The 20525-nt window shown below is 58.0% G+C and carries 15 protein-coding genes and 2 tRNA genes; 3 read left to right on the forward strand and 14 right to left on the reverse strand.

The window, feature by feature from the left end; genetic code table 11:
• Positions 1-7 precede the first annotated feature (7 nt).
• Positions 8-1030, forward strand: a complete 1023-nt coding sequence (locus AABO57_12425) for an alpha/beta hydrolase (GenBank protein MEK6286539.1) — start codon at positions 8-10, stop codon at positions 1028-1030.
• Between the two features lie 67 nt (positions 1031-1097).
• On the opposite strand, the gene AABO57_12430 is transcribed toward AABO57_12425, so the two are convergent.
• Complete coding sequence (locus AABO57_12430) at positions 1098-2213, reverse strand: tetratricopeptide repeat protein (protein ID MEK6286540.1); 1116 nt, start codon at positions 2211-2213, stop codon at positions 1098-1100.
• Positions 2214-2278: 65 nt separating this feature from the next.
• Here AABO57_12430 and AABO57_12435 point away from each other — a divergent pair, with 65 nt between their 5' ends.
• The gene (locus AABO57_12435; protein ID MEK6286541.1) at positions 2279-2785 is read left to right on the forward strand and encodes a hypothetical protein; all 507 of its coding nucleotides are present in this window, start codon (positions 2279-2281) and stop codon (positions 2783-2785) included.
• A gap of 109 nt (positions 2786-2894) precedes the next feature.
• On the opposite strand, the gene AABO57_12440 is transcribed toward AABO57_12435, so the two are convergent.
• The 13 genes from AABO57_12440 to tsaB form a co-directional block, all read right to left on the reverse strand.
• Entirely contained in the window at positions 2895-4022 is a 1128-nt protein-coding gene (locus tag AABO57_12440; protein MEK6286542.1) for a MaoC family dehydratase, read from the reverse strand.
• 90 nt (positions 4023-4112) lie between these two features.
• Positions 4113-4382: a hypothetical protein gene (locus AABO57_12445; GenBank protein MEK6286543.1), complete on the reverse strand. Its 270-nt coding sequence runs from the start codon at positions 4380-4382 to the stop codon at positions 4113-4115.
• Between the two features lie 447 nt (positions 4383-4829).
• The gene (locus tag AABO57_12450) at positions 4830-5246 is read right to left on the reverse strand and encodes a DUF1801 domain-containing protein (protein MEK6286544.1); all 417 of its coding nucleotides are present in this window, start codon (positions 5244-5246) and stop codon (positions 4830-4832) included.
• Positions 5247-5269: 23 nt separating this feature from the next.
• Positions 5270-7216: an ankyrin repeat domain-containing protein gene (locus AABO57_12455; GenBank protein MEK6286545.1), complete on the reverse strand. Its 1947-nt coding sequence runs from the start codon at positions 7214-7216 to the stop codon at positions 5270-5272.
• A 14-nt stretch (positions 7217-7230) separates the two neighbouring features.
• On the reverse strand, positions 7231-8292 hold the full coding sequence (locus AABO57_12460) for an aldolase/citrate lyase family protein (GenBank protein ID MEK6286546.1): 1062 nt from the start codon (positions 8290-8292) through the stop codon (positions 7231-7233).
• A gap of 87 nt (positions 8293-8379) precedes the next feature.
• The gene (locus AABO57_12465) at positions 8380-11694 is read right to left on the reverse strand and encodes a PDZ domain-containing protein (GenBank protein MEK6286547.1); all 3315 of its coding nucleotides are present in this window, start codon (positions 11692-11694) and stop codon (positions 8380-8382) included.
• 194 nt (positions 11695-11888) lie between these two features.
• Positions 11889-12869: a DNA-processing protein DprA gene (locus tag AABO57_12470; protein ID MEK6286548.1), complete on the reverse strand. Its 981-nt coding sequence runs from the start codon at positions 12867-12869 to the stop codon at positions 11889-11891.
• Positions 12870-12871: 2 nt separating this feature from the next.
• The gene (locus AABO57_12475) at positions 12872-14962 is read right to left on the reverse strand and encodes a RecQ family ATP-dependent DNA helicase (GenBank protein MEK6286549.1); all 2091 of its coding nucleotides are present in this window, start codon (positions 14960-14962) and stop codon (positions 12872-12874) included.
• On the reverse strand, positions 14959-15621 hold the full coding sequence (gene msrA, locus AABO57_12480) for a peptide-methionine (S)-S-oxide reductase MsrA (GenBank protein ID MEK6286550.1): 663 nt from the start codon (positions 15619-15621) through the stop codon (positions 14959-14961). The genes AABO57_12475 and msrA overlap by 4 nt, the downstream gene beginning before the upstream one ends.
• Positions 15622-15702: 81 nt before the next feature.
• Positions 15703-15777, reverse strand: a tRNA-Cys gene (locus AABO57_12485).
• 72 nt (positions 15778-15849) lie between these two features.
• Positions 15850-15924, reverse strand: a tRNA-Gly gene (locus AABO57_12490).
• Between the two features lie 122 nt (positions 15925-16046).
• Complete coding sequence (gene rimI / locus AABO57_12495) at positions 16047-16544, reverse strand: ribosomal protein S18-alanine N-acetyltransferase (GenBank protein ID MEK6286551.1); 498 nt, start codon at positions 16542-16544, stop codon at positions 16047-16049.
• Between the two features lie 149 nt (positions 16545-16693).
• The gene (gene tsaB, locus AABO57_12500) at positions 16694-17443 is read right to left on the reverse strand and encodes a tRNA (adenosine(37)-N6)-threonylcarbamoyltransferase complex dimerization subunit type 1 TsaB (GenBank protein ID MEK6286552.1); all 750 of its coding nucleotides are present in this window, start codon (positions 17441-17443) and stop codon (positions 16694-16696) included.
• Positions 17444-17851: 408 nt separating this feature from the next.
• Here tsaB and mutS point away from each other — a divergent pair, with 408 nt between their 5' ends.
• Complete coding sequence (gene mutS, locus AABO57_12505) at positions 17852-20518, forward strand: DNA mismatch repair protein MutS (GenBank protein ID MEK6286553.1); 2667 nt, start codon at positions 17852-17854, stop codon at positions 20516-20518.
• The last annotated feature ends 7 nt before the right edge of the window (positions 20519-20525 follow it).

Genomic DNA, 20525 nt, shown 5'->3' on the forward strand with positions numbered 1-20525 from the left:
AAACAATATGAGCAAACTTGTAAAGCAGGACCAGTTTGGCCGAACACGTTACGGGGCTTCGGCCGCGCTTCTTCTTCTGATGATCTCAGCCGCATCGCTTGCGCAAACTTCTCATCTGGCTCCGACATCTCCCGCCCAACCTGCACTAAGCTTGAGCCGCGTCCCAACCTTGGCCGGCGCGCCCGCCACAGAAGCTGGGGCCGCGGCGACTCAGGACGCGGCCATCGCGGACAAATATGCAACGGTGTTCGGCGCAAAGATTCACTATCTCGAGGCAGGCAGCGGGCCGGTTGTGATTCTGCTTCACGGGCTCGGCGGGAGCACGGCAAACTGGGCGCCGACGATTGCGCCGCTCGCGCAAAAGTATCGAGTGATCGTGCCCGACCAGATCGGTTTCGGTAAATCGGACAAGCCGATGCTGAACTACCGCGTGGGCACGCTTGTCGACTTTCTCGATGGCTTCTATAAGCAGGTTGGCATTCAGAAGGCGTCGCTTGTGGGCAACTCGCTGGGCGGATTCACGGCGGCCGCTTTTGCCATTGCTTATCCGGAAAAAGTGGACAAGCTGGTGCTGGTCGATGCGGCCGGTTTTGCGATCACCGGTGATCTGGATCCAAAAGTCCTCAAGGGCTTGAACGCTTCGACGCGGCAACAGGTAAGGGATCTCATATCGCTTGTCTTCTACAACAAGGCCCCCTTCAGCAGCGATATGGCAGTTGATGCATTCCTGGCGAGCAGGGTGACCGCCGGCGATGGGTATACGATTTCGCGGTTCATCGACTCGATCGCGCACGGCGAAGATATGCTCGACGGCAAGCTCGGCGCGATCAAGCATCCGACGCTGATCATCTGGGGAAGAGAAGACGGGCTAACGCAGCTTGCGATGGGCCAGCGCTTCAACAAAGAGATAGCCGGCTCGCAGCTTTTTATCATAGAGAAGTGCGGCCACGTTCCACAGCTCGAAAAGGCCGCGGAGTTCAACGCCGCGCTTATGAAGTTCCTGGGCGGCGCTGACGCCGCGAGCAAGTAATCCGGCCGCGAGTTCTCGCTTTTTGCTTGCAAGCTACCGGCAAGTGCAGTAATGAGGAATCTCTTGTTTAGCATTGCTTAGTTGCGTTTAATGGAAATCCGACGCGCGCCAGCAGCACGGTTAACCGCGCATCAGATCGCAGGCCGTCCAGTAGCGGATCAACTTTGAGACATATCATGCCCAGATCTCGGTCCTCATAGGCTCGTTCCAGATATTGGATGGCGCGGTCATTCTCGCCGAGCTGCGCATAGCATTGTGCTAAATAGTAGCTCGATACCTTCATTGCCTTCGACTTCTCAAGAGTCGTGGCGATTACCACCTGCCACCAGCCCCTCGGCCCCGACGCCGCATACGCTTCGCCCAGGCTCGCATTAGTCCTCCGTCTTTCTTCAGACCAAGACTCTGTGTTGATCAAAACCGGTGACATCGCTTCATCATACATACCGCTTGCGACATAAGCCTGCCATCTAATGGCACCAGGGAGATAGAAGTTCGGATCCATCTCCAGTGTCTTGCTTAGCTCTTCTATCGCTTCGTCGTATCTATGAGCTAGATAGAGAATCCATCCCAGGTTGGCATTGATAATAAGCGAATGAGGATCCAGGTCCTGCGCTCGTTTCATCTCTTCAAGGGCTTCATCAAATCGCCCCATCGCCGCCAGGTACTCGGAATACCAGTGATGAGCGGTGGCATAGTTGGGTTTTAACTCAATTCCTCGCTCGAAATGCCGCTCGGCCCCTAACCAGTCCCAATCGCAATACATCTTAGCGTAAGCAAGTGAAATGTGAGCCTCGGCCAGCGTTTCATCAATTGACACCGCCTCTGTCGCCTCTGCTTTCGCTTTCAGGAACGCTTCCCGCGGTGAAGAGATGCCGAAGATGCCTAGCAATACGTGAGAGTCAGCCAGCCCCGACTTAGCGAGCGTGTAGCCCGCATCTTTCTCTATTGCCTCCCCAAAGTACTTAATGGCTTTCTTTAATCCTTCTTCAGTTCTCGTATTCAAGAAATAGCGGCCCTTTATGTATGCCTGCTGCGCCTCTGTGTTTTCCGTGTAGTGTTTCGTCAGCAGCGATTCGCCGCCGGTCAGGTCCACACCCAGGACTCGCACCATCTGTTTGGAGATCGCATCCTGTACATCAAATATTTTCGAATACTTCCCGTCGAAAGTACCCGCCCATATCAACTCTCCGCAGCGTGACTTGTACGGTTACTGACTCAGCTAACTTGACGTCCGCGTGCAGCTTCACGGTGACAGTGACTGCTCCACAGCTCACCGCGCTTGGCCCAGCCAAGGTCTGGATAGGTCTGAAAAACAGCGACGACGTAGGAACGAAGTTCGACCTGCTGGCCGAAGTGATGAGAAACGGCGTAGTGATAGGTTCGGGTCAGCTCAACGCTGTGCCCGGGGGCAGTAGCGGCTTCAACAATGCGATTCTGGACACGATCAACCTGGCGTTGTCTTCGCCCTCTGATTTCTGCTCAGGCGACACGTTGAGCTTGCGCCTGTCGGTACGCGTTGCTGCCAGCAGCGGTCACTTTAGCGGCACGGCCAGGCTGTGGTACAACGATTCTGCTGCCAACAGCCGGTTCACGGCCACGGTTGGAGGAACGACAGCCGACTATTTCCTGTTGAATGGCTTTACGTTGGGTACATCCGCTGGGCCGGGACCGAAAAAGACGATAGACGTATTAGTAAACCGTAACGCGCGTGGAAATCCATTCAAACCGTTCGGGACGTGGACCAAGACGTTCTGATCACAGAACGAAATCGCGGCTGCTCAGGATCATTACCCGAGCAGCCGCGTTTCATTGTCGATCGAGCAGAGCTGAACAGGCCGGAGATGAACTACAGCGATAGAGCCGGCTAATGTCTCGGCAACAGGACGGTCCGCTCGATCTCGAAGACCTTCTGATCAAACTTACCTTCGAACAAATCCAGGCCCGCGGCCAGCAATGTCGCGGGCCTTTCGTTCTTCACCCCTACAAGTTTGAATCGCACGATGCCGCTTCGCTCGTCACGTTCCTGCTTTTCGATCACGCGCGATGCGGCGTAGAGCGTGTCTCCCGCTAGCACCGGATTCGGATGGCTGCCTTTGTCGTAGTCCAACTCCCACAACGCATTCGCAGTTGTGTCGCGGCTCGCAAGCGAAGCCGCCCACGCGAAGACCAGCCCGCCTTCGACAACGCGAGTCTTCGTGAAGCTGTGCTCGCGGCAGTAGACTTCGTCGAAGTGCAGCGGGTGGCTGTTGCGAGTCAAGATTGTCAACTGCATGTGCTCGCTCTCGCCGACCGTGTGCCCGATGCTGTGAAGTATCACGTCTCCGGGTTCAAAGTCTTCGAATAAGCCTCGCGGCCGCCCGGGCCAGGCAGGAGCCTTGATCTCGCCGGCGAGTTCTTGTGGCGCAGACTTCAGTCTGTGTTCCTTGCTATCCGCTTCAGAGCTTGCAAAATCGGTGCCTGACTCGGTTGTCTCAGGTGTAGCTTGGACTGCGTCGGGATGCGCGCGGCCTTCGAGCTTGCCGATTGGGATGAGAGCCTTGCGCTCGAAAGTTACGACCGCGACTCCGTCTTGATTGACCCCGGTGGTTCGAAGATGCACCACTCCGCGATCGGGCTTCGATTCAGACACTCGCACGCCGAGGATTTCCGAATACACCGAAAGCGTATCTCCCGAGTAAGCGGCGTTGGGAAACGTCAAATCAATGTAAGCCAGATGCGCGATCGCTTGTTCAGAAATATCGTGCACGGTGAAACTCAAAGCGAGGTTCAACAGCACGAGGGGATGGACTACACGATCGTGGAAGCCGAGGTCTCGAGCAAAGCGGCGGCTTGAGTAGAGCGGATTCGGATCGAGAAACGAGGCCGCGAACATCGCGAGCATCCCGTCGTCAATGGTAACTTCCCAGGGGTGATGATAGACGTCGCCGACCTGAAAGTCGTCAAGCAGCCTGCCATATTTCGGTTCGACGGTTCTGAGCTTCAACGATCCCATCGCTGGCCTCTAACACGGCGCGGCTGTTCCAAAGATGTTGAATCTGCGTGTGTGTGACTGCTTTGAAAGCGGATACCTTTTCATCGTGGCTCATTGACTCGACAAAACAATATGCTCATTCGTCTCGATCAGAAGTCTCGTTCCAACTTCGGCCATTTGATCAAAGAGCCGCATTCGCTCGCTTACTCGTGCAGGCAAGGGGACGCTAACAATCGTGCGATTGTCTTGTCTCGCTATCACTCGTGCCGCCCCTTTCGCTAAAGGATAGATCTCTTCCAACGCAGTGAGATATTCGGCTATGGCGTCTCGGCGGACTTCTTTTGCGGCGCGCCTCATTTCTTGATTGGTCTTTCGGCTCATACTGTCTCTCCTAACGCCTTCTTGATCGCCGCTAAGAATCTATGCGCTCGCTCATACGCGCGTTTCGCTTCTCTTGCTGTTACCGACTGTGGTTTGTAATCCGCCAGGTGTCGGAGTTCAATCAGGTCCATAGGAATACGTCCCAGTTCAGATGGTAGCAATTTCTTCCGCATAATCAATTGCCGGTTGAGCTCCGCTTGCACCTGACCGTGCTGCCACTCATTATCCATAGCGCGAATGGTGGTTAGTTTGATGAGCGCCGCGATGCTTGCTAAGAAGACCGCATAGTAAGCGCGACTCGCACACACGTTGTATTTCTTACTCCGCAACGCCAAGCCAGCGATCTCAAGATTCTCTTTGCCCTTTCGCTAATAGTCTTCCCATTCCATGAGAGGCCCTTAGGCGGGAATGTGCGTCGTCTCGCAGCGGTTCCGAGCGCGCACCTTCTTATTTCTTCAGTGCAGCAAGGTCCGCGACGGATTGCTTGATCAATTGTTTCAGCGTTGGCAAATCTACGTCCTCGAGCTTCTTAATGTACAAGCAAGACTTTCCCGTCTTGTGCTTTCCAAGCTTCTTCATCAGCGCCGGGTAACGCTCGAGTCCCCCCATGATGTACAAGGTCAGGTCTTGTTTGCGCGGCGAGAAGCCTGTCAGGAACCACTCCAACTCGCGCCCACTTTCGTACTTGTACTGATGACGGCCAAAGCCGACTATGCTCGTTCCCCACATTGCCGGCTCAGATTTGGTCGCCGCTTTCATGATTTCCAAGACGCGGAAGCAGTCCTTGCGCCGCTGTTCATCGGCGACGCTGTTTAGGAACTTCTCGACGCTCGCGGTGTTCTTTCTTGTTTTGAGTTCGGCCATTGCTAATACCCCCCCGGGGATCTTCACCGCGCTGCCGTCTTCTGAGACAACAGGTTCGCCATAGTCTCGTGATGGTAACTCTTCGCCAGGTCGAGAGCCGTCAGACCCTCCTTGGTCTTCGCGTTCAGGTCGGCGCCTGCGGCTATCAGCTTCTCAAGCACCACCGTTTCGCCGAAGTCTATCGAGGCCGCGTACAGCAGAGGCGTCATCCCAAGGTTGTCCACGTGGTTCACCTTCGCGCCCCGCTTGAGCAGCACGTCAACCGTGGCTGCATGATTACCGATCGCCGCAGACCCCAGGACCGAGATTCTGTCACTGTCCAGTTCATTCGGGTCCGCGCCCTTTCCGATCAGGTAATCAACCAATGTCGCGTCGTCTTCGAATGTCGCGAAGCTCAAAGGGCTCGTGAAGAAAGTGCCAAGCACTTTCATTCTGTCTTGGAGCCTGGCCCCTGCGTCAAGCAGCGCGCCGACAGTTTGGAGATCACCGGCCATAACGGCAAAGAACAGGGCGCTAGCGTCGTTACGGACCTCGACTCCTTTGTCCGCGTTCGGCTTGGCGCCTTTCTTCAGCAGCAGCCGGACGACCTCCGAGTTGCCTCGGTACCGCGCGGCGACCATCAGCGGCGTGAGGCCCGTCGCAGCGCGGGCATTCACGTCTGCACCGCGATCGAGAAGAAGTTTCACCTTCTCGAGATTGCTAGCCGCAAGCATCAGCGCTGTAGTCCCCTCGGCAGTCTTGGCGTCGGGTTTCATTCCTCCGTCGAGAAGTTTCTTCAGATCGGCGGCGCTGCCGGTCAGCGCGACCTTCACCCACTCGGCTTGCTCGGTGGGCTGGAGGGCAGCCAGCGCGGGCCTTATCGAGTCTTTTCCTGCTCGCGACGGGATCGCTTGCATCAATGCGGCAGCGGCCCAGGTCGTTCCCATAATCGAGATGAACTGGTCGTGCTGAAACGGAGGAAACTCCACGTTCATGAACGGCGGGCTCACGGGCGCGGGTGGATGAAGACGCGATTTGATTCGCCATGAGCCGTCCGCTTCCTGGGTTTTCAAAAGGAAGCTCACACCGCGCTGATATGAAGCGTCGTTAGTCGGGAGCCCGGCCGCTTTGTGCAAGGCGAACAAGACCTCGCCGGTCGCATATGCGTCGCTGGCCAACGTGGGCAACTGGGCCCACCCGCCATCTGCGCGCTGCTCGGCCACAAGTTGACGCGCGGCTTTCTGTCGAGCCTTCTCGTCCGCGCCCGTCCAAAGCAGGCCAAGTAACCTAAAAGTTGCGTCCTCAGTTGTTCGAGGTTGCGACTTGAGCAGCCACTCTCGGGCTCGACGCACTCGTGCTTCCTTCTCTTCCTTGAACTGTTCGGGCAGATAACGTGTCAGGGCCTGGGCGCAGACCGCGGTGGCCGTGAATCGGCTGTGGGATTGTGGCGGCCGGTTGTCCATTGTGGGCCAACTGCCATCGGCGTGTTGGCGCGAGGCGATGAACTGGGCGGAAGCCGCTGTCGCGAGGCTTGCGCCGACACCGGCTACGTCGGCGGCGTATAGCGCCCAGCCATCGAATAACACGTCTATGTAATCGTACCCCTGGACCTGCGAATCAAGATCTTTTAGATATGCGAAGGCCGACGCGGTCGTGTCCCGCGCTATTGTCTCATCAAGAGGCACTCCGCGCTCGCGAGCCAGCTTGATCGGGATTTCGGTAAGCAGTTGGTGATGGCAGGAAGTGCAAACCTGCTTCTTGTACCAGACGACCTGCGAGTGCTGGACGAGCTTGAGGGCTTTTGCGGAGGCCGCGCGTAGCCCAGCCTCCTCGAGCTTTAGCTTTGTCGCGGGTTGATCTGAATCGACAGCGCCGGATACTGAGCCGGCCGCCTGAAACGCGTACTGAGGCGTTGTCTGCATTTGAGACTCTCGTTCGAACCCGAAGAAGATCACGAGTGATGTGAAGCCAAGTAGCAATAGTCTTTTCATTGAAGCACCTCCTATTAACAGATCATCAACCGCTTTGCGAGAGCGTCATCCAACCGCCCCATCGCGTAAGCCTTCTTCAACGTGTTTCGATTCATGCGATCCGTAGCGCGATCGGCCATCTTGCCGTCAATCATCGTAGCCCCTCGACCCGACGCTTCGGCTTCGAGAAACCGGGTTGCATTGTTGATCGCGCGTTCGATCTCATCATCCGGCGTCTGGAAGATCTCGACCGCCATCGCGGTCTGATCAGGAATGCCGGTCCACTTGCCGGCGAATCCGAAATCGCGCGCCAGCAGCGCGTCGCGGCGAAACTCTTCCATCGCTGCGCGGCGTTCTTCGTCGCTCTTGTCGCGAGTCGGGTAGTTCGTAGTCATCTCGGCGATCGCCGGTATCCCGGCCGACGCGGCGGCCTTCACGATGCGCCCCCGAGCTTGCGCTATCAGCGGATGATCCGCCCGGTAACTCGAAGCTCCCATGCCCAGGCTCGCCCAGTAGTCATACGACCCAAAGACCAATCCGGCCAGCCGCCGCGACGAGCGCGCTATCTCGAAGACGTTCTCTTCCGCCGACGCCGACTCGATCAACGGTTCGATTCGTATGCCGCCATGCGGAAGTCCAAGCGCTTCTTCCAAGGCGGTCAGCGTCTCGTCGATCGAGCGAACTTCATCGGCGCTTTCGATCTTGGGGTAGATCAAACCGTCGAGTTTCGAGCCTGCGCCTTCCACGATCGTCGCGATATCTTCGAACGCCGGATCAAGCTCGAGTCCACGAGGGCGAAAAAATCGAAGCCGCGTTCCCCAGTCCAGCTCATTGAAAGCGCGAATGACGTTGACTCGTCCCTGTTCGAGCAGCTCCGAGTTGTCACGGGGGATCGAGTCTTCCAGATCGAGCATCACCAGGTTGGCTTTGGACTTCGTGACCGCGCTCTCGACGTACTTCCACACAGTGGCCGGCGTCGTGAGATGAGCCATCTGCAGGAGGTACTTAGGCTCGAGATCGATCGTCTGATCGCGGTACTGATCGATCAAACGATTGTTTCGTGCAGCGGACGCCGCGGTGATTTCTTCAACTGCCATCGGTTTGGAACCTGACACTAATTGCGCATAGCGCGAATCATCACCAGTCTTGATTGTGATGATTCGCGCTACCGGCGGTTGGTGGCCTTATTTTCCGGCGCGGCCGTTGGGCTTGTGATAGTTCGGATAAGGCGGACGCGTGCGAGTGGGCGGCGGGTTCTTACTCAGCGCGCTCAGCACAACTTCGACCGCCTTCTCGAGTTGCGGGTCTCGCCCCGCGCGCCACGCCATCGGGTCGAACTCGACTTCGATGTCGGGAGTGACGCCGGCATTCTCGACATCCCACTTGCCTTCGGGACTCCAAAAAGCGACACGGGGCGCGGTCACCTGGCCGCCGTCGATTAGCGTGGGATAGTCATAGATACCGACGAGCCCGCCCCAGGTACGTTTGCCGATCAGAGGCCCGACGCCCGCCCTGCGAAAGTACCACGGCATAGCGTCGCCGCCGCTGCCTGCGTACTCGTTGATGATCATCGCCTTCGGTCCGTAGATCGAGCCGACCGGTGTGGTGAAGTCCTCGCCTTCGCGCGTTGCCCAGTAGCTCAGCAAGGGGCGGCGCATGTAGTCGATGATGTAGTCGGCAGCGGTGCCGCCGCCGTTGAACCGCTCGTCGATCACCGCGCCCTGCTTATCTATCTGAGCGAAGTAGTAACGGTTGAAGTTGGTGAAGCCGCCACCCCCAGTGTCGGGCAGATACACATACGCGAGCTTGCCGCCGCTCATCTGATCGACCTTGCGCCGGTTGTCTTCGATCCAGGCGAGGTTCCTCAATCCCTGTTCACCCTCGACTGGAACTACGGTGACCTCGCGCGAGTTTGCGCCGTTGGGGTCCGAGCCGACTTTGATGACCACCGACTTGCCGGCGGCGCCTTCGAAGAAGCTGTAGACGCTATCGCTTGCTCGAAGCTCGCGTCCGTTGACCGCCAGCAGGTATTCGCCGGCGGCGACGTTCACCCCGGGCTGAGTCAGCGGCGCGCGAAGCTGCGGGTTCCAGTTCTCGCCGTTGTAGACTCGCGCGAATCGGTAGCGGCCGTTCTCAATCTTGAAATCCGCGCCCAGCAACCCGCCCTTCACTTTCTTTACCTCGGGTGCATCCCCGCCCCCCACGTAAAGGTGTCCGACCGTAAGCTCGCCGAGCATCTCGGAGAACAGATAGTTAAGATCGGCGCGATGAGCCAGGCTGGCCAGGTAGGGCGCGTACGCGGTTTCGGTCGCTTTCAGATCGAGGCCGTGATAGCCCGGATCGTAGAAGAAGTCGCGCTCGATGCGCCACACCTCGCGATACATCTGATTCCATTCGGCGCGCGGGTCGACCCAGACTTCCATCTCGTCGGTCTTGAGCATGCCTTCGCCGGGCTTGAGCGGTTGAGCCGTCGAAGCGATGAACCAGCCAGCTCCTTGTCTGAAGAGCATCTTCTCGCCGTTGGCGGACACGTCGAAGGCGGAGACTCCTTCAAGGACTTTGTCGGTCTTGCGCTTTTCGAGATCGAACTTGTGAACGATTGCCGCGGAGCTGACGCCTGGAACTCGCTGGGCTTCCAGAATGTAAAGCGTGCCGGCCTTGCCGACGCTGGTGCCTACATAGTTTCGCGCGGGAAGCGGAAGCGCAAGAATTCGCTGGCCGATGTTGTCGAAGTCGATCGAGACGGCGACCGCTTCTTTCTTGTCAGCCGGCTTATCGGCTGGCGTTGCGGGCGCGGCTGGCGTTGCGGGCGGGGCTGCGCCGGCGGCCGGCGGCGTCTCCGCAGGTTTCTTCTCATCTTGAACCTTCTCTTCGTCGCTTTCCGGAGCGAGCGGCGAAGGGAGGTCCCGCCGAAGCACGATCACGTAGACGCTGCGAGTAACCTCGTGGCTGAAGCTGGACATGTCCAGCCATCCGGTCGTCGGGCCGGCATCGGTGCTGGCCGTGAAATAGACGTACTTGCCGCCCTTGTCGAACGTGGCGAAGCGCGCGTCGCTCAAACCGTCAGTTACCTGCGTGCTCTTCCCGGTTTCGAGCGAGTAAACACAAACGACGCCAAGTCGATTCTTGAGCTGCCTGGTGTAGGTCACCCATCGGCTGTCGGGGGACCACGACGGATCAAAAACGCGCCAGGGGTTTTCATAAGTCGTGGTGTCCACTTTTACCGGCGCGCCTTTGTCGATATCGACGTACCAGAGGTTCAGGCGCTTATCGGTGTAGACGATCTTTTTGCTATCGGGCGACCAAAGCGGTGAGTAATAAAACGAAGGCGGATTGCCTAGATTGATCTTCTTCGGCTCACCCATGCCGTTCTGATCACGAAGGTGAAGCGCATACTCGCCCGACTCATCCGAGAAGTAAGCGATCCACTTTCCATCGGGTGACCACGACGGGTCCCGTTCGGCGGCGCCCGGCGTCCTGGTCAGGTTGCGCGCGTTGCCTTTCTCGGCCGGCACGGTCAGGATTTCGCCGCGAGCTTCGAACACGGCTCGCGCGCCGGTCGGAGAAAGCGTCGCGTTGAGGATGCGGCTCGCCACTTTTTCGAAGCGCGGACGCACCGAGGCCATGTCGCCCGCGGCTCTAAGATCGAGCTTGTGAGTCTTGTCAGTCTTGAGGTCGAGCACGTGGAGCGCGCCGAACTGCTCGTAGACTATCGCGCCGGGTCCTGCGGTGGCCGACTTGATATCGAGCCCATCATTGCGAACGACTTGAGAGACTTTCCTGGAAGCCGTGTCGTAGGCAAACAACGTTACCGCACCGTTGCGATCCGACAGGAAGTAGACTTTTCCTTCGACCCACATCGGGTTGAAGTCGTTTGAATTGTCACGCGGAACTTTCTCGACGCTCGAATCCGCAAGCTTTGCCAGCCAGACCGCTGTAGTCTGGCCGCCTCGATAGCGCTTCCACGCGGTGAATGCGCGCGGCAGTGGACAGTAAGCCAGCCGCGAGCCGTCGGCCGAGAAGGAGCCTTCGAAGGCCATCGGCAGGGGAACTTCAACCGGAAAGCCGCCGTCGGTCGAGATAGTGAACAGGCGCGCGAACCGCGAGTAACTATTCCGCCCCGAGCCGAAGAGGACGCTCTTGCCGTCGGTTGTCCAGCCCGCGACAATGTCGGCACCCGGATGATAAGTCAGCCGCCGCGGGACTCCGCCCGCAGCCGGGACTACATATGCGTCGATGTTGCCGTCATACTCGCCGGTGAAGGCGATCATCGACCCGTCGGGCGAGAAGATCGGGTTAGTCTCTATGCCGGTGCCGGTCGTCAGACGTTTAGCGTCTCCGCCTTCGCGTGGGGCTATCCACAAATCTCCGGCGCAGACAAATGCGACTTGAGTGCGGCTTATGGTTGGCTTCTGAAGCAACAGCGGCTTCTCAGCTTGCGCAAGCGCGCCGGTTGCAAGAACGAACGCGACCGCGAGTATTCCCAGGGCTCTTTTCATTTGATTAGGCTCCTATAAGCGTTAACTGAGAGGGAAGAGAAGTATCCGGCAAGAGCGCGAGTTATTCAACCTGACGGGTTTCGCGGGGTCCGCGTCAGGTTTTCGCGCATCACAGTCTCTGTCAGAGGTGATGCGCGAAAACCCAACGCGCGCCCTAGGCGCCCTGCGGCCTTGCGAGGCCAAGGCATACCTTGCTAAAACAAACTGCCCTGTACGGCCTCAGGCTGCTTGAGCCGCGCGTGTTCCTCGAGCCAATCCCCGAGCGACGACGGCGAATCGCTAAACGAATCCGGGAAGGGAAGCGCGCCGCGTTTGATCAGCAAACGATTGCCATCGGGCGCGTCAGGACCCTCGACTACGAACACAGGAACCATTGCGGCCTTCAAGGCTTCTTCGGCGCCTGCCCACGTGCCGCCTTTTTCGGCATCGCTGGCGATCACCAGCGCGAAGTCCGACAGCGCATAGATCAGCTTGTTGCGGGCCATCGCCGTGCCGACGTTGAAACTCGCCTGCGGAGAGTAGGGCGTCGCGAGCACGAGCTGTCCCTCTTCCATAGCCGTTCGAGCGTCGGCGGCTCGGATAGCTTTTTCGAGGCTGTCGGCGAGCAAGCCGGCCGCGCTGCCGCCTGCCGCGAGCGCCGCGCCCATCGCGGTCTTGTCCACGCCGCGCGCGCCGCCGGAGTAAACCGTCAGATTCGATTCGGCGCACGCGTTGCCGATGAACTCGGTCAACGCGAAGCCACGCTGATCGATGTTCCGGGAGCCAACTACCGCCAGCCCGCGACGATTCAACAGCCGCGCGCTTCCGGCGCCGTAGAGCATCACCGGCGCCGCGCCCCTCAATCGCTCGGTGAGCCGGGGCGGATAGTCTTCGTCAAATCGCGTGATGATCCAGATGCCAAGCTCCGCCAGCCGTTCGATCTCCTGCTCCATCGCTTCGACCCGGTCAAGCAAGCTGGCAAGCCGCGCGGCTTCGTCTTCGCCGGTCTGAAGAGTCGATTTGATCTGCTGGGCGGTTAAACCCGGCAGTCCCGCCACGTTAAAAGAGTTGGCTGCGAGCTTCTGTTCCAGTTGATTCCATTCTCGCGCGCTGAGTGGTTTCGCGTCGGGCTCGTCGGGCAGACCGAGGTGCGAACATAGCAGGAAGAGTGCGAATGAATCGTTACTAAGTTTCATGGTCAAGTCTTGCGTGCTGTTGCGCGAGCCAAGGTAAACGGATGAACCACGCCGCTGCCTTTGTTTCTCAGCAGCCATCCGGCGAGCGTCAACGTCCAGCCCGAATCGACTATGTCATCAATCAACAGGACTGCGCCGCTCGGAACGTCTTCGATCGTGGTGAGTGTACCCGCGATGTTGCGCGCTTGCATCGAGCTGTTGGCCATCAACTTTTGTTCGGGCGCTTCCGACGTTCGGACGAGCGCAGCGACGAACGGAATGCCAAGCGAACGGGCCAACCGCGCGGCGAAATCATACACCAGCCCCGGATGGCGTCGCGAGGGTATTGCCGTGACCCAATCAGGAAACGGCTCAGGCTGCCATCGCTCGCGAATCAATAGCGCGGATGCGTCCACCATCTGGTCGTCGAATTTACCGCGTTCATACTTGCCTTCGCGCACCAGCCGGCCCCATCCGGCGTCGCCGTAGTAACAAAGCGAGCGGCCCGGCGCGTTGCGCATTTCAGCAGGGATGACCGACGTCTCCGAGAGAGACATATCCAGAGGCCAGCGCTTCTTCGGTTCGAGCACTATATCGACTCGTCCAAGAAACTCGGCGGCTTGCCGGACCAATTCAGTTGACGTTTCGGCGCGAAAGCCTCGCCCCTGACAATTGGCGCACACGCCGCAAGTCTTTGCGTCGGGATCGTCCAGCGCGCGGGCGAGGAATTCCATCAAGCAACCGCGATGAGCGACGTACCTCTGCATCTGGGCAAGCTCGGCCCGCCGCAAGGCTGTGATTCGATTTGTTCGATCGAGGTCCGGCTGCCATGGAATCGCGCTGCGAAAATACAGAACCTTCTTGTCGAACTTGATCACGATCGCGCCGTCGATCTCTAACAGCTTCAGCGCTCGGTTGGCCATCGAATGCGAGACGTTCACACGAGCAAGCAACTCGTTGATCGATAGACCATCGCTGGCGCCGACCACATCGAGTATCGAGGTCATCGTATCAGGAGCGGGGAACGCGCTCTCGATGAAGTAGTCCTGAATATCATCGTCTTCGCTTCCGCTTAGCAATATCCCGTAAGCGCGATCGACCGCGCGCCCGGCTCTTCCGACTTGTTGATAGTATGCGACCACCGACCCCGGCCGCTGAAAGTGAATCACAAACGCGAGATCCGGTTTGTCGAACCCCATGCCGAGCGCGACCGTCGCGACCAACGCTTTGAGTTCGTTGTTGAGCAGCGCCTTTTCGAGGGCTTCGCGATCGATCTTCGCATCGTCGCCCGCGTGATAGGCTTCGGCGGTGATGCCTTGTGACTTGAGCCAGTTGGTGACGCGTTCGACATCCGCGACGGTCAGACAGTAGATGACGCCGCTCCCTTTGAACTTCTGAACGTTTTCCGCGAGCCACGCGAGCCGTTCAGCCTGGCTCGATAGCACGATGTTTTGAAGCCGCAACGAGGCGCGTGCGAGCGGACCTCGCAAGACAACCAACTCGGGTCCGAGTTGTTGTTGAACGTCTGCAACAACGCGATCGTTGGCCGTGGCCGTAGTTCCGAGCACCGGCATTCCGGCGGGCAGGCTCTGCATCACGCGAATAATCCGCCGGTAGTCAGGTCTGAAGTCGTGTCCCCAATCCGATATGCAGTGAACCTCATCGACTACGAAGAGACCTGCGCGGCCCGAGACGCCCGGAAGCACTGAGCGCATGAACCGGTCGTTGCCAAGGCGTTCGGGCGAGATCAACAGGATGTCGCAAGAATCTTTGGCCAGCGCGGCTTCGGCGGCATCCCATTCCGCGCGGTTCGAGCTGTTGATGGTGAAAGCGCGAACGCCGATGCGCGAGGCGGCTTCGATTTGATTGCGCATCAGCGACAGCAACGGGCTGACCAGAATCGTAGGCCCTGCGCCTTGCTCGCGCAGAAGCTTTGTCGAGAGGAAGTAGACGAGACTCTTGCCCCAGCCGGTGCGTTGGACAACGAGGACCCGGCCGCGGCTCGTGACGATGGCGTCGATGGCTTGCCACTGACCTTCGCGAAACTGAGCTTGCGGCCCAAGCATCTGCCGCAGTAGTTCTTGCGCCCTTCCAAACAAATTGCTGGTCGTCATTTCACATAAAGATTGGGAAACTGCTTGCGAAGATTAGCAACCTTGGGAAGGTCATGCATCACGATGTACGGCTCGTTTGGATGATGCACGACGTAGTTCTGGTGGTAAGACTCAGCTTGAAAAAAGGATTTACCCGAGGCGACCTCACTGACAATCGGGCGCTCAAAAGCCTTGGCCCGATTTAGCTGGTCTATGTAGGCTTGCGCGATGCGCTTCTGGTCTTCATTGGAGCAAAAGATAGCCGAACGGTATTGTGTGCCGGTGTCGGGGCCCTGCCGGTTTAGTTGCGTAGGGTCGTGCGCTACGGAAAAGAATATTTTGAGAAGTTGACCGTAGGAGATCTGCGACGGATCGTACTTGATTCGAACCGATTCGGCGTGCCCGGTGTTACCCGAGGAGACCATTTCATAATGAGCGGTACCGGCTGATCCCCCGGCGTAGCCGGACTCGGCGTCAATGACTCCTTTGACGTGTTCGTACACGGCTTCAATACCCCAAAAGCAGCCTCCGGCAAGGACCGCCGTCTGCTCGCCCTTGGCCGCAGCAAGTGGCGCGTCTATCACCGGGTCCGGAATTGCAACGGTGGCGGTGGCCACGTTGCAAGCCAGATCAAACACGACCAGAAAGATGGTGAGAATCCGGAGCTTGATACGGGACATAACGCTTACCTCTCGAGTGCGAGTGACTATCGCTCGTGTCGGTGAAGCCGAGCGGTCACCAACGGATTTGAACGAGGGTATTGGAGGCGGCGATCGGAATCGAACCGATGGATAAAGGTTTTGCAGACCTCTGCCTTACCACTTGGCTACGCCGCCATGAATTTTCAAACTAAAGGGCGAAGGCAACTCTCGCGGATCGCTGAGTCTTCGCCTTCGCCCTTAAAACTCTGGAGCGGGAGACGGGATTTGAACCCGCGACTTCGACCTTGGCAAGGTCGCACTCTACCGCTGAGTTACTCCCGCTCGGCGAACTTGATTCTATCCGCGCAAAATTCGTTCTGTCAACTTGAGGCACTCTCAGGGCTCTTGCTGCCGGTTCCGTAGTCGATCTATTAACGCTCGCAGCTATTGGCTTGTTCGAGCGATTAGAACCGCAGTCTCATCATTAGCGCATCCTCGGTGGGAAGGCGATAGTAGTCTCGCCGCCGGCCAATGAAGCTGAAACCAAGCTCTCTGTATAACAACTGAGCGGCCTCATTTGACGCTCGCACTTCGAGCACAACCTGCGCGCCGCCTCGACGGCTTGCTTCATCGATCGCGGCTTCCATCAAGCTCCGGCCAATGCCTATACGGCGATACTCCGGGTGCGAGGCTACGTTGTTGACGTGCAACTCGTCTTCGACGACCCAACCGGCAAAGAAGCCGACGACTGGCGGGCCCAGAAACAGGTTGCGCGCCACGATCAATATCGAATTCGGATTTGTGAACAACTCGCGCTGGTAGGCGTCGTATCCCCAGCGATTCAGCCCGCTGGTCTCTTCGATCTCGACCACGTCAATCAGATCGCGGTCGCGCATCGGCTCGATGAAGTACGGCCGGAACATCGCCTCGTATTCGCGGCTTGTAAGATTGCTTATCGACACCGCAACTCCCGTTTGGGCTTAGAGTTCAGAGTTCAGAGTTCAGAGTTCAAGCTTTAGCTTGCAGACTTGCTTCTCGAAGAAACCGGCAGCCTGAAGGCTGAACTCTGAACTTTAAACTCTGACCTCTGAACTCTGAACTTCTTTCATCGTCATTCGAGCTTCATGCTCCGTTTGATCTTAGAACCCAGAAGGCCCAACGACAACTTTATTTCAGCCTCGGATGGCCGAACATAGCAGGCCTTCAAACTCTCCGCCGTTTCCACCTGGCCGCGCGCGTTTTTCAAGAAGGCCAGCGCCGCGATGTCTTCCGCCGGACACTGAGCCGGCTGCTTGCTCACCCGCTGACTCGTTCTGCCGGCGACCCCTGCTCCGCCTGCCGCGCCGCCGCCGGCCAAAACTAGTTCATCGACATCAGCGACTCGCTCGACCGCCTGTTCAAGGCTGGACATCATCGGATCATTCAGCGCAGCCGGGACACCGTCCCGATCAAATGAAAACAACTGCGAATAGACCTCACCCTTATACGCATTCACGATCGCACAGACATACGGCGCCGGACCTGCGGCGAACGCTGCGGCTTCGAGCGAAGTAACTGCAACGATGGGCTTGTTGTTTGCCGCGGAAAAGCCCTTCACCGCGGCCATCCCCACGCGCAGTCCGGTGAAACTACCGGGTCCGACGCACACTGAGTACACCTCAACATCGCTTATCGTCAGATCGAGTTGCACCAGCAGAGCCTGAACGTCAGACCATAGCTTATCCGAACGCTTCTCATCCGGCGGCGCCTTGATTGATCTCAACAACTTCGCGCCCTGGCTAACCGCCACGCTTGTTGTCTCAGATGACGTGTGGAGCGCGAGAATGACTGGGTCTAGTGTTGTGAACTCTTGTTTATTCAATAGGGCCGCCGCCCGTTGAAGATTGCAACACTGACCAGGGTGCCTAAAAAGCCGCTAGCGGATTCCAAATACCCCCAACTGAAGTTGGGGATATTTCCGGAGTTTCACACAATCTCGGACTTGCGTGAGATTCCCGGAGTCTTTGACACACCGTTAGTGGGATTGCCATTAAATCTTCGTGTCCTCTACGTTTCAGCAAGCCTGGTCTAAAACAACAATGATGCTCATTGCTGGAAAATACTTTGAACAGGTTTGACCTGCCGATAGCCGATTATATATTCTGCCCATGGCCGAAACAACCTACGCGCTGACAACCTGGGCCCAACGCGGAGACCTATTAAGCACCTGAGATTGTTGGAAGCGTTCTCGCTATGGTGAGCAACTGATCACCGACTACTGACCAATTTCATGCAGACACCCACGCCAATGCTCAGGCAGTACCAGGAGATCAAGCGCCAGCATCCCGGAACGCTTCTCTTCTTTCGCCTAGGCGATTTTTATGAGCTCTTCTTCGACGATGCGGTGATTGGCGCGAAAGAGCTTGAGATCACGCTGACGGCCCGCCATCGCGAGCGCGGCAACCCCGTGCCGATGTGCGGCGTGCCCTATCACGCAGCGGGCGGCTATATAGCCAAGCTCGTGCGCAAGGGTTATCGCGTCGCGATATGCGATCAGACCGAAGATGCAAAGAAAACCACCAAGCTCGTCCGGCGCGAAGTCGTTCGAGTAATCACACCCGGCACTGCAATAGATTCCCAGTTGTTGGACGCGAGAGAGAACAGCTATCTGGCTTCGGTGTTCGGCGCGGGTTTTGGAATGGCGGCGGCTTTTCTGGATCTTTCGACTGGCGAGTTTCTGGCGACTCAGTTCTCAGGCGAAGCGGCCTGGCAGCGCGTGTTGGAACAGCTCGAATGCTTTGGCCCGCGGGAGATCATTTTCCCAAAGTCGCTCGAGCCACTGTTCACGTCCGGGCGCAAGCCCGAAGGCGACAGCGGCGCGATCACAGCCGAGGGCGATTTTGTTGCAAGCGGGTTTAGCTTCTCAGGATATCAACCGGCGCTGAACCCTCTCGACGAGTGGTTCTTCTCCTTCGATCGTGCGCGCGAGCTTTTGCTGACGCACTTTGGCGTTGCGTCGCTCGAAGGGTTCGGCCTTGGCGGACGCGATCTGGCGGTCGCAGCGTCGGGCGGCGTGCTCCACTACGTTCGCGAGACGCAGAAGGACGAAGCTGCTCACATAACCGGGCTCTCTTACTTTGAGCCGAATGACTATTTGATTCTGGACCAGCCAACCGTGCGGAATCTCGAGCTTGTGGAAGCGCTCGACGGCTCGCGCAATCGCACATTGCTTGCAGTGATCGATGAGACTGTGACAGGCATGGGCTCGCGACTGTTGAAGCAGTGGCTGTTGCGCCCTTCGATGAAGCTTGGCGAGTTGAATGCTCGGCTCGATGCGGTCGAGGAACTTCGGAATGCGTTGATACTTCGCGATCGGTTGCGCTCCGAGTTGAAGCGCATCGTCGATCTCGAACGCTTGATGGCGCGCATAAGCCTCGGGCGAGCAAACGCCCGCGACCTTATGGCGCTGAAGACTTCAGCGGACGCGATACCGATTATCAAGGAGATGCTTGCTGATGCGACTGCTTCTCTGCTCGAGGTGTTAGCTGAAAGCCTGGACGAGTTGCAAGACTTGCGCGATCTGATCGGCAAGAGCATAGCCGACGATCCCCCCGCTACGCTCACCGATGGTGGCTACATTCGTTCGGGTTACAACGCGGAATTGGATGAACTGCGCGGCCTTTCGGCGTCCAGCAAGAGCTTCATCGCGGCGATCGAATCGCGCGAGCGCTCGCGCACAGGCATCTCGTCGATGAAGGTTAAGTTCAACAACGTGTTCGGCTACTTCATAGAAGTAAGCAAATCGAATCTTAAGAACGTGCCCCCGGACTACGAACGCAGGCAGACCCTGACCAATGCCGAGCGCTACACCACGCCCGAGCTGAAAGAGTATGAAGCCAAGGTCCTCGGCGCCGAAGAGCGGATCAGCGAGATCGAGCAGGTTCTGTTTACCGAAATCAGACAAACTGTGTCCGTTGAAACCAAGCGCGTGCAGTCGGTCGCTCATGCGCTGGCGATTCTGGACGCCGTGCTATCCCTCGCTGAGGTGGCCGCTCGGCGCAACTACTGCCGGCCGGTGTTGACCGAAGACGACGAGCTGTACATACGCACTGGCCGTCACGCGGTGATCGAAGCAACCGGCGAGCGATTCATTCCGAACGATACATATCTGAACAACTCGACCGATCGGCTGCTTATCATCACCGGCCCGAATATGGGCGGCAAGTCTGTTTACCTGAGGCAAGCTGCGTTGATCTCGATACTCGCGCAGATCGGTTCATTCGTCCCCGCGGATGAAGCAAGAATCGCAATTCTCGATCGCGTGTTCACTCGCGTGGGCGCGTCGGACAGTCTGGCGCGCGGACGTTCGACCTTCATGGTCGAGATGACCGAGACCGCAAACATCCTCAACACCGCTACGCCGCGCAGTCTGATCCTGCTTGATGAAGTTGGCCGCGGCACTTCGACGTTTGATGGATTGTCGTTGGCGTGGGCGATCGCCGAGTATCTGCACGACAATCCGCAGCACGCGGCGAAGACGCTGTTCGCGACGCACTATCACGAGATGACCGAGCTTGCGAAGCTGCTGCCGGGAGTGCGCAACTATCAGATGGCAGTCAAGGAGAGCGGCGGCACGATCGTATTTCTTCGCAGGGTGGTCGAGGGAACGGCGTCGAAGTCTTATGGCATCGAAGTAGCTCGATTGGCTGGCTTGCCTCGAACGGTGACCGAGCGGGCGCGTGAGATACTTTCAAACCTGGAGGCGAATGAGTTGGACGTGACCGGCAAGCCGAAGTTCGCTCGTCATCTGCCTTCGCGAAAAGTCGCTCCCCAGCCGACGTTGTTTGAAGCGGCGAATGACGTGGTCGTTGATGAGTTGCGGAACCTCGATACGGAAGGGCTGACTTCAGAACAAGCGTTGGAAGTCGTGCGCAGGCTGAAGGACAGACTGATGTGAACTTCGC

The organism is Acidobacteriota bacterium (assembly GCA_038040445.1).
GTDB classification, from domain to species: domain Bacteria; phylum Acidobacteriota; class Blastocatellia; order UBA7656; family UBA7656; genus Onstottus_A; species Onstottus_A frigus.

Coding starts and splice junctions, on each gene's coding strand:
- AABO57_12455 (MEK6286545.1), bottom strand. CDS start 7,216: ATGAAAAGACTATTGCTACTTGGCTTCACATCACTCGTGATCTTCTTC.
- AABO57_12450 (MEK6286544.1), bottom strand. CDS start 5,246: ATGGCCGAACTCAAAACAAGAAAGAACACCGCGAGCGTCGAGAAGTTC.
- AABO57_12425 (MEK6286539.1), top strand. CDS start 8: ATGAGCAAACTTGTAAAGCAGGACCAGTTTGGCCGAACACGTTACGGG.
- msrA (MEK6286550.1), bottom strand. CDS start 15,621: ATGTCCCGTATCAAGCTCCGGATTCTCACCATCTTTCTGGTCGTGTTT.
- AABO57_12460 (MEK6286546.1), bottom strand. CDS start 8,292: ATGGCAGTTGAAGAAATCACCGCGGCGTCCGCTGCACGAAACAATCGT.
- AABO57_12470 (MEK6286548.1), bottom strand. CDS start 12,869: ATGAAACTTAGTAACGATTCATTCGCACTCTTCCTGCTATGTTCGCAC.
- mutS (MEK6286553.1), top strand. CDS start 17,852: ATGCAGACACCCACGCCAATGCTCAGGCAGTACCAGGAGATCAAGCGC.
- AABO57_12475 (MEK6286549.1), bottom strand. CDS start 14,962: ATGACGACCAGCAATTTGTTTGGAAGGGCGCAAGAACTACTGCGGCAG.
- AABO57_12465 (MEK6286547.1), bottom strand. CDS start 11,694: ATGAAAAGAGCCCTGGGAATACTCGCGGTCGCGTTCGTTCTTGCAACC.
- AABO57_12440 (MEK6286542.1), bottom strand. CDS start 4,022: ATGGGATCGTTGAAGCTCAGAACCGTCGAACCGAAATATGGCAGGCTG.
- AABO57_12445 (MEK6286543.1), bottom strand. CDS start 4,382: ATGAGCCGAAAGACCAATCAAGAAATGAGGCGCGCCGCAAAAGAAGTC.